The following is a 14,361-nucleotide window of genomic DNA, read 5'->3' as shown; positions in this document are numbered from 1 at the left end:
ATACGACGAATATTAAGCCTTATTACCTAATTAATGAAAAAATAGTCGCATAGACAAAAAAAGAGGAACGACTATTTTTGCCAAAAAAAGAAGGGGATGTGCCTTAGTTTTGACACATCCCCTTCTTTTTTACATTGATCGGTTGTTAAAATCATTAAGTGCCTGATAAAACGCCTCGATATTCTCAGAAGGAATATGAGGGGGGACATCACAACCTGTCGATAAAACGAAATTCTTCCACTGGCTGGTATTCTTTAAGAGAGTCATCGTCTCTGCATATACTTGTTCTGACGATGCCTGTTTGAAAAGTCCGACCGGGTCCAGGTTACCCATAACCAACCGGTCTTCCGGACAGTTAGCCAACGCATCTGCCATATCTATTTTATTACCGAAATGAAGTCCGACAGCTCCCGACTGAACCATGGCTTCCGTACAATGTCCGGAGTTTCCGCAGTTATGCAGGATCACCATAAAGTTTTCATCCTGCACCGCATCCACGATCTGACGGACATAATTCGTCGAATACAAGATACAATCTTCGTTTGAGATCAGACCTGCTGCCGGTTCAGCCATGATCACGCCATGAACGCCCGTCTGTTTGATCGCACGGGTATAGTCGATCAGAAAACGGGTACACTTTTCGAGCAAGACGGCAATATTCTCCGGTTCCACATACAGGGCAATCATCAATTCGGACAAACCGAACAAACGTCCTGCCAACGAAAACGGGCCGATACAACCGGCAAAGACAGGCTTATCCTTTACCCGCTCTGCCGTCAGGCGGTTTGCTTTCAGGTATTCGGGCACACGTCCGGCATCCAGCGAGGGGATCTGTAAATTATCTATGGACTCTTTGTCGGATACCAACGGTTCCGTTACACTGGGTACTTCATCTTCCGGAAAAACCACTTTCGCCCCGAAAGCTTCTGCCTCTACCGTCAAATCCATGATGACCGTCGGAGCTGCCGCCGGATATTGTTCGTTCAACCGGCAGATAGCCTCTGCATGTACTTCACCGCTGGAAACTGCATTTTTTACCGTTTTACCGCATAGTTCGATACCGGGATGTGTCATGATAGGAACAGCCCTTCGTTCCTGCCGGCTCATTGTTTCCTGCAACCATTTCTGTATTTCCATTATTTCTTCTTTCTTTTTCGTTTATAACAGGTCTCCAGTTCACAATACTGGCAACCGTACTTTTTCTCATCCACATCAGGTCCGATGCCGATGATACCGCTGATCGACTTGATCGGTGTCATCAGGCAGACTTCAGACAAGCTGATACCGCAAGGAGTTCCGCCCATCAGCCGGAACAAGGTCTGCTGACCGGACAAATGCCAGCCGCAATAGCCCGGACTCAGACGGTTCGTGTGTCGTTCTCCTGCCAGCTCTTTTTCGAGTAACCGTTCCATGTAGTCGCCGGCTTTTTCTGCGACACAGGTTCCGAGAATGTCGGCAATAAAACTTTTCAGGATATCATCTTCTGTTTTCAAACGGTTCTGGTATTCCTGAAAAGCAGTGCCGGCAGTTGCCGCAAAGAGGGCGAAGCGCCGGGAGCCTTTCAGAAGGAAAGAGATCGTTGCCCCCACTAGAAAGCTCTCGCCACCAGTCATGAAAACAGTATCTCCTTCAATCCTGCCGTCAAACAATCCGAACGTACAACGCGGAACGATCCAGGACGAAACCTCTTCCAGCATGGAGACGGCCAATGCCTCTACGGGTTCTTCCGGCTGCGTATTGCCATATCCCATCTCAGCAAACAAATCGTTTGCCGTCAGGGATAGCAGGCTGAAATCCAACTCGTACTCCTGCATACGATCAGGCAGATAATAAGGATTTAGCAAGCGTTACTGCAGCATTGGCATTGTCGCTATAACCGTCTGCCCCGATCTGGCGGGCAAAGGATTCAGAGACCGGTGCGCCGCCAACCATGACTTTTACCTGACTACGAAGACCGTTTTCTTCCAGAGCTTTGATAACTTCCTGCATATAGTTCATCGTCGTAGTCAACAGCGCTGAAAGGCAAAGTATCTGCGCCTGGTTTTCTTTCAAAGCATTGATGAACTTTTCCGAAGAAATATCGGTACCCAGGTTGATCACCTCGAATCCGCAACCTTCGAGCATGGAAGCTACCAGGTTCTTTCCGATATCATGCAAATCACCTTTCACCGTTCCGATCACCACTTTTCCCTGACTGTGGGAAGCAGCACCTTTCATTTGCGGTTTCAGCAGGTCGAGCGCACCTTTCATGGCACGGGCTGCCATTAATAGTTCAGGGACAAAGGCTTTTCCTTCCTCAAAACGTTTACCGATGTCTTCCATGGCCCGCGACATATAATTATTAATGATCAAATGCGGGTCGATATTCTCTGCGATAGCCTCATTGGTTACCTCCTTGGCTACATTCAGTTTTCCTGTCAAAATAGCTTCATACAATTTATCTAAATCTGCCATAACTTTATTCTTCTTTTATTATTTAACCTCGTAACTCACGCAATGTCTCTATCATTGCCACTACATTCCGTACCGGTGCGTTGGCCTGTATATTATGGACGGCATTAAAGACGAAACCGCCGTCTGCCCCCAGTATCTCACATTCCTGCATGACATGGCTCCGCACCTCTTCGGGTGTTGCATTCGGCAGGATACGTTGCGTATCGATACCTCCGCCCCAGAACGTCACCTGGCTGCCGAACTCTTTCTTCAGGAATTTCGGGTCCATATCTTTCGCATTGATCTGGACGGGATTGATAATGTCGAAGCCGGCCTCTATCAAACCTGGGAGAATCGGGATGATAGCCCCACAAGAGTGTTTGAAAACTTTCCAGGTGGTATATTTATGGATCCAGTCATTCATTCTCTTGTAGTGGGGAAGCCACAATTCCCTGAAAGTCTCGAGGGAGCAGAATTGAGAATCCTGTGTACCGAAATCGGTTCCGCAGGTAAAGACAACATCGACTTTTTCACCCACTGCATCCCAAAGGCGTTGATAATTTGCTATCGCGATATCGGTCTGCTTTTCAAAAACGGTTTGCACATAGTCACGGCGCATGGCGGTAGACATATACCACTCAGCTACATTACGGATACCTTTCGGATCTTTCAGTCCCATACCCGGAACGAAAGCGATATCGCCCAGTGCCGTACCGCCGAAGCTGGCAACGACCGCTTTCCCGGTGGTGGCAGCCTTTTCGACTGTCTCCTTATAATACTGAAGATCTTCTTCTGAAATGGGACCGAATTCTTCCAGGTTATCTTCCGGCTGAATCGCATCATCGTCGACATACTCCTGACGTTCGGTTGCATTGATAAAATAGCAGTCAGCCGGCATCACGGCACTGGGAGGATAAGAACGGTCGCCAGCCGCATAGATATGAACGTCTCCCTGATCGTCGGTCGTCAAGTCGATACCGGAGGCGATCATCACTTTCTGTCCCCAGGGGGTTATTTGTTCGTGAAGTTGAGTTTCATCGATGTCGAACATATCCTTCCGTCCGAAAACGGGGACACAATCTACACCGATAATCTCCTGCAGGTCACTCTCTATCTCTCCCAGCATCTGGAAAGGTTCGATGACGCGGACAGGATGCGGGTCCAATCCATAATGTTGCCGCAAAGCCTCTACGACCTTACAATGGATACCGGTAACTGAAGTTGCTCCGAAGTCGACCGGTACGCAATCGGGCATACGATGGGCTAGTGCGCTTTGCACACGCTGTTTAGATGTCATGTTCAATATTGATTTTAGAATAGTATAAAAAGAAACTGCTTTCTCTTCATGGTATTGTTACTGTAGCCTCTTATGTAAGCACAATGCAAATATAGAAGGTCCTTTTCCGATATAAAATAGCAAAAAACTGCCTATTTGGTGGATTATTATTGCATCTTAATATTCCAATCTCAATGTTATTTGTCCGTACGGAGCCATCACCAGATTACCGTCGGTTCTTTCTCCGGCTATCTCCTCCCGATCACAGACAGAGACACGTGCCGGGGTCTTTTTAGGGAAAGATAGTTTTACACTTTCCTCTTTGTCGGACAAGGAACGGAGACGGATAATCAAAGTATGATCGGTTTCCAGGGATTTGATGATCGTCGAGTAAACCTTCTGGTTGTCGATAGCAATCAAAGGCTGTACCTGCGGATCTTTATCGGCTGTAACATATACCAGCGGTTGCGACTGTTCCATTCCGAAACGGTTGGCTTCCACCACATCGTAGGCTTCGTGCGGATACAAACGATAACGGAACCGGACAGGCCCATCCTGTGTCAACGGGAAGTTGGTATGCCAGTGATTATTCATCGCCCATGAATAGACCGTTGAACTAGGTTCCAGCCTGGTAACCCAGTTTCCTTTTCCTCCCCAACCCATTGCGATATTGGCATAACGATCACCGTATTCAAACAAAGGAGCATCCAGCGAACACCAGGTTACGCCATGTGTGGCATTCGAGACATCAAGCCATCGCTGCATCGCCAGCCAGTTACGGTTACCTTGCGGCCACTGGTCTTTCTCCACTTCCATCACACCCCACGGAATATCTACGCGGGTCTTTGAATTCGGAAGATTGAAGGCAAAGCCAAAATGAATACCGTCTTTCTCCACCAAAGGCAATTTATCTACAACATTGGAAATTTCCACCCACGGCTGCCCTGCCTGCAAACGGACAGAACGGGAGACACTCCGGCAACCGGTTGCTTTCGATGTCACACACAGTTCTACGGCCAAAGGACCTTCTTCGACTACGGAAACAGACAATACCGTATCCGCCTGCGGAGCATCCACATTCGCCGGTAACCAGGAGAAGGTATTGGCTCCCTGGGCAATATAGTTATATTCAGAACCTTTCTTCAATAAAGAAACAATATTACCGGTTGTCCGGTCCACATGAACCGTCAGACAATCGTTCTCCAGTGTCGTTCCTTCTATTTTGCAACTGCCCGACAAAGAACATTTACCTTCCACTACCCGAAAATGACGGGAACTCAGAGCAGGTACTTCCGGCACATTGACCAACAACTCACCGGTAGAAAGACGTTGGGAAAGAAGCTCTTTACCATTCTGGTCGACCACTTTATCCCCTTTCAGGCTTTCCTTTGCCGTCAGCCGGATCACACCGCTCTGTGGCCATGAATGCGTATTAAAGACGGCGATACCTCCGTTTGCCGGACCTTCCTTAGGACCCAGTGCCCCATTCGACTTATCCGTAGCAGGAGCCAACGATTCATCCAGCATATCGATCGAACGGTCTTCGGCTTCATGGAAGTAAGACTGTTTCACTTTCCAGATGGCATCCTGGAAATAGGGTTCGGTTGGGTTCTCAAAGCACCAGGTATGCTCCGAACCTAAAAGGATATAACGCCAGGCCTCATCGAAATCTTCACGCGGAGCTTTTCCTCCATCCGCCAGCATAGACCAGATCGTTTCTGCCTGCACCAGTTTCTCTTTGGCATTCCGGTTCTTGGCTGTCAAGCCGGCAGCCGTACCCAGACCGTCCGTCCAGTATTCGGTATAGTCACCGGAAACAACCGGCAGCTGGTCACCATACTTCTCTTCTATCATCGACATGATCTCATGACCGCCGCTGATAATGATTTTCGGATAAGCATATCTTTCATTCCACTCTTTCACCGCAAAAGGAACATCGGCATCCAGCGGGTTGTTATCCCACAACGACCAGGAAAGAACGGTATAATCATACGGATAATTCTCTTTTTCCAACGCCATCAGTTTCTCGGTAAAATCGACATTGGCATATCCCATACGAATCACTTTCGGCACTTTTGCCGGGTCACGTTGTCCGAACCAGGGACGTCCGGTCTCCCCGCCTTTTCCCATACTGCCGCTATTGGCATAACCGCCCGGCTGAAGGAACAAGACTTTCGATTTACCGTCGAGACCTACCCACCAGAAGGGTTTTCCATCCATATTCTTATGAGCATTTCCTGCGCGGTCGGTGTTCGGCCATGAGATAATATACTTAACACCCTCCTGTGCCATAACCGGGATCAATCCCCACGACATACCCGGTATATCGAACTGCTGGAAAACATCCGAAGGAACTCCGCTCAACCGTTGCATCTCGCGGGTAAACTTAAAGACATGAAACAATTCCTCATCGGCACAGGTACTGGTATTCAGATTCAGATAACTGGCATCCAGGCATATCTGCCCTTTCTTCATAGCCTCAACCAGTTCATCCCGCATCTCCGGATTGGATTGCCACAACCGTTCCATAGGCCAGCCTACTTCCGGATTCCAGACAAAACGGGCACCGTCAGGATGGTTCTTCGTCTCTTCCGCCAGTTTGATTCCTTCAATGATATTGTTTTTATGAAGCTGCTCTACGTTCTTATGCGTATTTGTATAACCTATATCCACATGGGCATGATTATATAGATAGACATTCCAGTGACGCATAGGGGTAATGCTGACTTTTTGCTTGTATGTCTTATCCGCTCCACGGAGGACAAATGTGACTTCCGACTTCCTCCCTGTAGGTACTGTGGCGGGTAACAGAACATCTACCTCTGTCGAATCTTTCGCATTTAATGCAAAATGACTCTTTTCCGTTTTCCCTTTGGTTATCACTTCGACCGAAAGATCACCTTTCAGTTCCTCTCCTTTCAGCCGGACCGTCACAATACGTCCGGGTGCCCCATCGGTCCTGTAGCCGTAAAGCGGGCGTACGATATAATCGATTGCACCGGGTTTTATATCTGCCTGAACCATGGAGGAAAACACAATTATCAATAAGCTGAACACTATTTTCTTTCTCATTCTATTACATTTAGATTAACTATTTACACATCATACAAAATAAAAGAGCTTTTACTTCCTATTCAATAGACATTCCGATTGTTTACTTATACAATCTTGCGATATTCTGTTTACTTCACCATTACTGCGACGAGGTATAAGGTAAAGTGTAAGTTTAAGCAAAATTAGAAACTACAATTTCAATAATAAATAGCAAATAATTGCTTATTCCGTGGATTATTATTGCTTACTTTACAGTGTCAACCCGATTACATGTATTATGGCAAAAGTAGAACTTGGTTTTTCCGGCGAACGTTTCATCTATCTGCCGATCCCTATGATCAATCTGATGGAAGATAGTCCCCTCACAGGCGACCTGTATCTTTATTCCATGGGCTTTTTTGCGCGTGCTTCCCACCATTATATAAACCGTCCCGAAGGATGTGACGAATATCTGTTCATTTATTGCAAGGACGGACGGGGATGGGTCGAATTATACGGAAAACGAAAAATACTGGAGGCTAATCAATTCATCATACTTCCACGCCACATTCCGCATGCTTACGGAGCAGACGAAGAAGATCCCTGGACTATTTACTGGTTACATTTCAGAGGAAGCAAAGCGCCTCTTTTCTCCTCCCGTTTCGATAAGCCGACATCGGTCCCTCCCTCTGCACAGTCGCGGATAGAGGAACGGATCGATTTGTTCGAAGAGATGTTCAACACTCTGAATGAGAGTACGGACATGGATCATATGCATTATGCCAATCTATGTTTTGCCCATTTCTTGGGATCGTTCCTTTTCATCGATATCTACCGTAACCGCTTCCGGCAAAAGGAGTATTCGGAAAACATAATCAACCGTGTGGTACATTTCATGAATGATAATATCGAATCGAACCTGAAGATTACGGACTTTGCCAACTTCTGCGGTTATTCGGAATCCTATTTCTATCGCAAATTTGTCAAAGAGATCGGACATCCCCCAATGGACTATTTCATCCGCCTGAAAATAGACAAAGCCTGCAAGCTCCTGATCCAAACAGATATGAAGGTGAATCAGATCGCTCACAAGCTTGGCTTTAAAGAGTCTCAATACTTCTCCCGTACGTTCTCCAATGTGATGGGGGTTTCTCCACTAGAGTTCAGAAAGCAGAATTTCAAGTTATAACATAAGTATTTCAGAGATTAATTTCTTTAGTCTCTCCCGGATTCAGGGAGAGAGACTCCAGCTCATTCACGGAAGCCGGCATCAATACGCTGCGTGCTTCTTCGGAGGTTTCCGCTAAAATCCGCACATCGGCAGAGTAAGTCGTGGGGTTGGTTATTTTCAATACTATACGGCCATCGCCTCCCTGCTTCTTTTCAACCTTCAGGTGGTCGAATACAGTTACTTCCTGTCGGTCTGTTTGTACATAAATACTTGGAATCTGGGTAACTGTCAACAAGGCACCAACTTCACACCAAGAGCAAGAGGCAAAAATATTGCCGCCAACTCCACTTTTACCTTCCCAATCACTCAAATTGACACGCTCACACATTCCTCCCCAAGGCATGGAACCGATCGGACATTCCTGGCGACTGACATATTGAGGTAATCCATGAGCTATGTCTTCCAACAAATCAAGCGCACGCCTGTCTGCCGTCGCACGATAATATTTCAACAAACTATGTCCGGACCAAGTACAGATACCAGGTGCACCATGTTTGTTGGCTACACTAGCCCAAACCGCACCGGTAGCATGAGCACCCGCTTTCTCCATAGCTGATCCTTTAGGAAAGTGAAAGTCGTAAGAGACTGTCCAACTGGCACAAACCGGTAACAATTCTGCTGCATAGTTCAACCACTCTTTATTCACCGTCTCTTCATAAAGCACCATAAAAGATTCGAACAAAGCAAAAGCCGATTCACTATCCGGTGTTGACAAAATCTCACCCGGTCCCCCGGTAGTGTAACCCTTCTTGACATACTCGTCATAGAACCATCGTCCCGCTAATGTGGCAACCTCCAGGTAGTGCGGGTTATTATAGGTCTTAGCCGCCATAGCCAAACCAGCAGGAACAATAGCCCCTGCGCATGAATTGCCTATACAAATATCACCAGTCTCCACATCTACGAACTGACCGAACTGACCATATTTATCCCATAGACGGACAAAGGCATCCGCCTGTTTACGCGTACCTTCCTTCCAAGAAACTTTTACCTGTTCATCCCTCGACTTCAGCAGATTCATCTGTAATTGCGCAAGGTATAACCAGTCACCTTGCGAACGAACAAATGTTACATTATCTTCCAATGGCTTCCCGTACCCAAATCCATAGAACTCTTTGCCATCGCCATAGGCATAAAAGAAACCGGACTTGGCTTGCGTGCGATCATAAATAGCATCCAGGTTCTTCATGGCACGTTCCTTATCTGAATCAGTTCCCCTCAAAAGGATAGGATAAGTAGCCTGGCCACCTCCGCACCACCCCAGTTGCCAAATGAAATTCCAGCTTGCTTTATCTTTTACATCACTCAACCAATACATATTGATACGATCATCCCAGCGGCGAGTTTGGTACAGATTGTTCATCAACGTCCACAAATGGCTATAAGGCACCACGTCATGACGTTCACTCTTATTGAACTCCTTACGAACCTCTACAAAACGATCCATCATATCATTCAACCGTTTTGCTTTAAAGTCGTACACGCGACAAGAGATAGACACTCTTTCTCCCTCTTTCAGGGTTGCCGGAATATCAGCTCCATTGCCAGTACGTGTAACAGGAGCCGTGATAGAAAAAGTAGCCTCCGAACGATCTTCATTTTCCTTTATGGTCAAACCATAATCGCCTAAATCATTTCCCTGGTTGGTCTGCACCATCCAAGCCTTACGATCCTTTTCCGAGAAGTAAGCCATCAAAGGAGTGGATGCATTACCGGAAGTCAACTCAATCGGTTTAGACGGTTCGCCTTTCCTGCCCAATGTAGGTTGAGAAGAGGTGACAGTCGTAGGCATATCCACACGCCACTCGGCTTTATCATACCAAAAAGGAGGATAACCGATATCCTTGGTAGCAAACCGGTTCCCGTCATAAACGATAGCAGGGACAAAGACATAATTATCCGGCGTCCACTCGTCCATTTCAAAATCTACGGCAAACGAGACATTCTCCGCCATCCCTTTTTTCAACTCCCAGGTAAAAGTATAATCAAGTGCTGTTTTGTCGCCTGGAACCGGTTGTTTATCTGTTCTCAATACCCACTGACACCCTTTGGAGTCTGTTACTATCGAAGTTCCCTTCTCCTCAAAAGAGGTAGAAGCCACTACTTTATTATTTTGATGATATCTTACCAAAGGTTTGATATCCCCTATAGCATAGGCTCTACTCAACGAAAATACCGATGCCATCCATAAACCTGTAATAATTAATATGTTTCTCATGATGAAGTTTTTTACTTTCTCTTTGTAATTTTCAAACAAGCGCCTCCGCCTGGTGCCAACGTAAGCGTAATCGTATCCTTACTGGTCACCTCTTTCTTCGAAGCTTTATACGTTTCCCGATTGTTTTGATAATGCCCATTATCTCCATCCTCCACAATCTCAGCCCAATAGTTACCTTCAGCCAGAAAATCAAGCGACAGGTTGATAGTACGACCGGATTCATTCGTGGCTGCGCCTACCAGATAAGCCTCCTCCGTCTGACGCATCATGACAATGTATTCGCCAATTACACCTTGCAATGTACGACTCTCCTTCCAAGGCATCTTCTGGGAAGAGATGAAATCGAGCAACTCCGGATATTTCTTATAATACTCAGGGATATCCGGAAGAATGGTGGCACCAGAGAAGGTTATCAAGGTGCGAGCCGCCTCAGATACGACGGTCGAAGGACATTCCTGATTATTGTCCACGCGGGTGGTAGGTCCCTGGCGCAAGTCAAACATACCGTTGTTCATATCCAACGGCCCGGCCACCATATTGACGAATACGGAAGTGACGAAGGTCTTCGGTTCGAACACGCGGTGAGCATCCAACTGGGCAAAATTGTATTCGCGCGTGACAGCGTTCGGCCAAGTACGCATCTGCCCGTAGGGATGAACAGGGCCGTCGTGATAATCCACCAACAGATGATTTTGCGCACATAGTTCGGTTATCATCCGTGTACGATGGTTTTTCTCCTCCTGCGTTCCACTCATAAATCCGTATTTCACACCGGCAGCACCCCATTCACCATATTGTTTCAATGTCTCCTCGATAGGGTACTTGCGTCCTCCCACATCATTCAGATACAGCCAGATGCCTACGCCCTTTTCCTTGCCGTATGCAATCAGCTTTTGCACATCGCGTGCCTTGTCTCCCTTCGTCGGGTCGGAATCCGACTCAAACTCAGGACCGTACCAGTTGGCATCCAGCACCAGGTATTTGAAGCCTTGCTCAACTGCGAAGTCTACCATCCGAATCCAGGAAGGGTAAGACATCGTATATTTAAAACCTTCCCATTCCGCACCGTCGATACGCCAATCCCACAAGGCGACGCTCGGTTTCACCCAGGAAAAGTCATACGAGGGATCCGGGTCGGGGTTGAGAAGTTCTATTAAATGCGAGTCGACCAGTTCACCCGGCTGGTTGCCATGCATGATGACACGCCAGGCGGAGGCATATCCGGGAACCAAGGCAGACGGTTTGGAAGCCACGGTAAATTCCGTTTTCCCTTTCTCCGACTTCAACCGAAGCGGTTCGCCCATACGCAAGTCTGCCTCATGGATAGCCATAAAATGGCGGTCGCCGGCTTGGATCGTCATTACAGGCAATCGTTCCTCTCCGGTTTCCGTCAATTTCTCCGGACCGAGATTGTGATACTCACCGTTGTAATACCATGCCGTATAATCGCCGGCAAAGTTATAGGAGGTTTCTTCCGATTCCACCTTGGCCTCTCCCGCCGTGTCTTCGGGAATACGGTATTGGAAAGCTACGCCGTCGTTGTAGGCACGTGCCACCAAGGTGATCTTTTCGGGGAAAGCACCTTTGCGGCTCAATTCAAGGACCACTTCATTGAAATGGTCATCAACCTCCGTACGTTTTCCCCATATCGGTTTCCATACATCGCGCACTTCTCTCTTGGAGACATCATTGACTTTCCAGCCTTCGCCCGGTATGTCATCGCCACCAACCAGGTCAAATCCCAATTCAGATTCGTTGATGAGCGGAGTACCTTCCGCCTGAAAAGAATAAGTCCACTCTCCCTCCTCATTCGGATGGAGTTGCATAACCAGGTTGCCGTCAGGTGAGGATAACGTATAGTCGTTATTTGTACATGATGAGCACATTCCCAATAAAGCAATCAGAAAGGCTCCTGATAGAATTCGTTTATTCATTCTGTTTCTTATAAAGTGTTTGTATCTTGTTATTTCTTCAATCGTTCCCGACTTTTCTGTTGAAAATCATCCAACGTCTGCGGACTCAGGCAGGCCTTCTCCACCCAGTTTTTTTCTCCGTAGACACCCGCTTTCGAATAATCAAAAGGCTTGAATCCTATTTTCCGGACAGCCTTTGAAGACAACAGGGTATAATCATCCGATAAAGGGGCCTTAAACAGAGGGTCGGCATAGACGGAATGAGGTTCTTTCAGCTTCTTCCATTCTTTGAATGCATATTTGCCAAACTTAGGTTCACCGTTCAAATGCCAATACAGATTAGAATCAATATCCAACAAACCAGTCTCCCAGACACCAGCCAATGTTTCTCCCTGATTATGTAAGATGATATTGTGCTTGAAATGGAATGACAGATGTGATTCTGCACGAGTGTATTGTGCCTGATAATAATGACCGAAAGCAAAGATATTGTTCTCTATCTTATTATCCTTGCCGTAATGCTGGTGGAAGCCACCGCTTTTACACCGATATACCAAATTGTTGCTCATCTCCACACCGGTAGAACCTTCATCTGTATAAAGTCCCCAGCCGCCATAGTCGTAAGACAAGACATCGTGTATGACATTATATGTCACCTTCGTTCCTTCCGATTCGCCGAGCGTATAAACAGCTCCCATATCCGACAGTTCTCCCCAGCCGATATGATGGATATGGTTATATGAGATGATATTCCTGACAGCCGGACTTTTCAGTTTTGCCTGGTAAAACTCAGCTTCTCCCCTAGAATTGAGATGATGTGTCCAAAGATCCGGAGAGTCATTATATCCCCACACCCAACCGACAGAAACGCCGGAATAGTATAGATCGGAAATCTCGTTATGAGTCACTTGATTATCGCTACTGTGAAAGATAGCAACTCCAATACCGCTGGGCAATTCACGTCCGACATGCGTTATAATATTATTATGTATCACATTATGGCTGGTGACCTTACGATTATCTGACCTGAAATAAGGTTCGCCAATTTTAATACCACCAGCACCCAAATCAGCCAGGTAACAATGTTCCACTTTATTATTGTGACACTCTTGCCTGAACCAGACAGCGTAAGTTCCGGTATGACCTATTTCGCAATTGATCAAAGATATATATTCGGAGAAATCAAATGATAACGCAGCTTTAGTAAAGGCAGCCGCCTGCATAGGCTCTTCTCCATGTTCCGGCATTCGATAGGAACTATATTGAAAAGAGATGTTTTCAAATGTCACATGTTTCACCGGACTTCCGGCTTCCCCTTTAAACACAACCAGCTGTTCAAGCGAAGGTACAAAGGACTCGGCAGTTTCCATGTTCTCCCCTTCATAAGGCATATAATACAGATATCCCGTATTCCTGTCAAGATACCATTCGCCCGGTGTATCCAACGCTTCCATATAATCATACATCAAATAGCGGGAACCTTCCCGTATCTGGTTCCAGGGATGCATCCCCTTCCCATTCACATAAATAAAAGCTGAATCGACATCCACATAGGCCGCACGTTTATGAGTGATATCCCATTTGTGATAAAACCGGAATTTCAACTGTTGCAAATCGGAAAGTTGTAGTTTACTCATCTCCTGCCAGTCTTCCTGATTGAGATTAATCCGCTGAACGGCATAATCAGCAAAGCGGACATCCTCCACAAAGGGAGTCTCGGAAGAACTTTTTACATAATACCAGTCCGTATTGGGAGTACGGGCCAGAATTGCCCGCTTTCCATTTACATATAATTGCTCAAACTCCAATCCATAACGGGTCACCTCCGGCACATAAGCCCGGTATAACTTATCTCCATATTTTTGCCAACCCTTAACAGACACACCACCTATGAAACAAGGTTTACCTACGTCTCCGTCCGATTGGATGATAATCGGACGAGAAGACGGTCGATCAATAACAAAAGGACGATCCATATAATAGTTGCCTGTTGCCACCTTTATAAACAAAGTATCCGTTTCACTCCGGTTATCCAACTGCCCTTCTATCGCTTTATTCAGTGAATAATAAGGGGATTCAACCGTCCCTTTCCCATCGTCACTACCCGTAGGAGACAAGTAGACAACTTGGTCGGCATATACTCCGGGATTTATAAACCATAGTATTAGTATTGATAAAACTATATTTTTCATTCTATAAAAGGTAGTTTTTCGTATTATATTACTTTAATGGATACCAAGAAAGAACTCATGTCTTC

General features: G+C 46.4%; 8 protein-coding genes and 1 pseudogene. 1 reads left to right on the top strand and 8 read right to left on the bottom strand.

Annotated features, from left to right (window positions below; genetic code table 11):
* Positions 1-129: 129 nt before the first annotated feature.
* From M1P97_RS21470 to M1P97_RS21450, 5 genes and pseudogenes are all read right to left on the bottom strand, one after another.
* Positions 130-1,137 carry a uroporphyrinogen decarboxylase family protein gene (locus M1P97_RS21470; RefSeq protein ID WP_249390154.1) on the bottom strand — a complete coding sequence of 336 codons (1,008 nt, stop codon included), beginning with the start codon at positions 1,135-1,137 and terminating at the stop codon, positions 130-132.
* Positions 1,137-1,844, bottom strand: a complete 708-nt coding sequence (locus M1P97_RS21465; protein ID WP_249390153.1) for a vitamin B12 dependent-methionine synthase activation domain-containing protein — start codon at positions 1,842-1,844, stop codon at positions 1,137-1,139. The genes M1P97_RS21470 and M1P97_RS21465 overlap by 1 nt, the downstream gene beginning before the upstream one ends.
* Positions 1,819-2,445, bottom strand: a pseudogene (locus M1P97_RS21460) (corrinoid protein); the annotation flags it as partial. The gene M1P97_RS21465 and the pseudogene M1P97_RS21460, both read right to left, overlap by 26 nt.
* A gap of 31 nt (positions 2,446-2,476) precedes the next feature.
* Positions 2,477-3,730, bottom strand: a complete 1,254-nt coding sequence (locus M1P97_RS21455; protein ID WP_249390152.1) for a uroporphyrinogen decarboxylase family protein — start codon at positions 3,728-3,730, stop codon at positions 2,477-2,479.
* A gap of 156 nt (positions 3,731-3,886) precedes the next feature.
* Positions 3,887-6,781, bottom strand: coding sequence for a glycoside hydrolase family 38 N-terminal domain-containing protein (locus tag M1P97_RS21450; RefSeq protein WP_249390151.1), 2,895 nt, complete (start codon positions 6,779-6,781; stop codon positions 3,887-3,889).
* A gap of 259 nt (positions 6,782-7,040) precedes the next feature.
* Between M1P97_RS21450 and M1P97_RS21445 the strand changes: the two genes are divergently transcribed.
* Positions 7,041-7,931, top strand: coding sequence for an AraC family transcriptional regulator (locus M1P97_RS21445; protein WP_195371006.1), 891 nt, complete (start codon positions 7,041-7,043; stop codon positions 7,929-7,931).
* 10 nt (positions 7,932-7,941) lie between these two features.
* Here M1P97_RS21445 and M1P97_RS21440 read toward each other — a convergent pair whose 3' ends face one another.
* The 3 genes from M1P97_RS21440 to M1P97_RS21430 are packed head-to-tail and all read right to left on the bottom strand — an operon-like array spanning position 7,942 to position 14,296.
* Positions 7,942-10,191 carry a hypothetical protein gene (locus tag M1P97_RS21440; RefSeq protein ID WP_249390150.1) on the bottom strand — a complete coding sequence of 750 codons (2,250 nt, stop codon included), beginning with the start codon at positions 10,189-10,191 and terminating at the stop codon, positions 7,942-7,944.
* 11 nt (positions 10,192-10,202) lie between these two features.
* A complete protein-coding gene (locus M1P97_RS21435) occupies positions 10,203-12,125 on the bottom strand; it encodes a glycoside hydrolase family 97 protein (RefSeq protein WP_249390149.1) in 1,923 nt (640 codons plus the stop codon).
* 29 nt (positions 12,126-12,154) lie between these two features.
* Positions 12,155-14,296, bottom strand: a complete 2,142-nt coding sequence (locus M1P97_RS21430) for a right-handed parallel beta-helix repeat-containing protein (protein ID WP_195371000.1) — start codon at positions 14,294-14,296, stop codon at positions 12,155-12,157.
* Between the last annotated feature and the right edge of the window lie 65 nt (positions 14,297-14,361).

The organism is Parabacteroides leei (genome assembly GCF_023369805.1).
Classification (GTDB): Bacteria; Bacteroidota; Bacteroidia; order Bacteroidales; family Tannerellaceae; genus Parabacteroides; species Parabacteroides leei.
This window is presented reverse-complemented; position numbering and strand designations above follow the sequence as displayed.

Coding starts and splice junctions, on each gene's coding strand:
- M1P97_RS21470 (WP_249390154.1), bottom strand. CDS start 1,137: ATGGAAATACAGAAATGGTTGCAGGAAACAATGAGCCGGCAGGAACGA.
- M1P97_RS21455 (WP_249390152.1), bottom strand. CDS start 3,730: ATGACATCTAAACAGCGTGTGCAAAGCGCACTAGCCCATCGTATGCCC.
- M1P97_RS21450 (WP_249390151.1), bottom strand. CDS start 6,781: ATGAGAAAGAAAATAGTGTTCAGCTTATTGATAATTGTGTTTTCCTCC.
- M1P97_RS21445 (WP_195371006.1), top strand. CDS start 7,041: ATGGCAAAAGTAGAACTTGGTTTTTCCGGCGAACGTTTCATCTATCTG.
- M1P97_RS21440 (WP_249390150.1), bottom strand. CDS start 10,191: ATGAGAAACATATTAATTATTACAGGTTTATGGATGGCATCGGTATTT.
- M1P97_RS21435 (WP_249390149.1), bottom strand. CDS start 12,125: ATGAATAAACGAATTCTATCAGGAGCCTTTCTGATTGCTTTATTGGGA.
- M1P97_RS21430 (WP_195371000.1), bottom strand. CDS start 14,296: ATGAAAAATATAGTTTTATCAATACTAATACTATGGTTTATAAATCCC.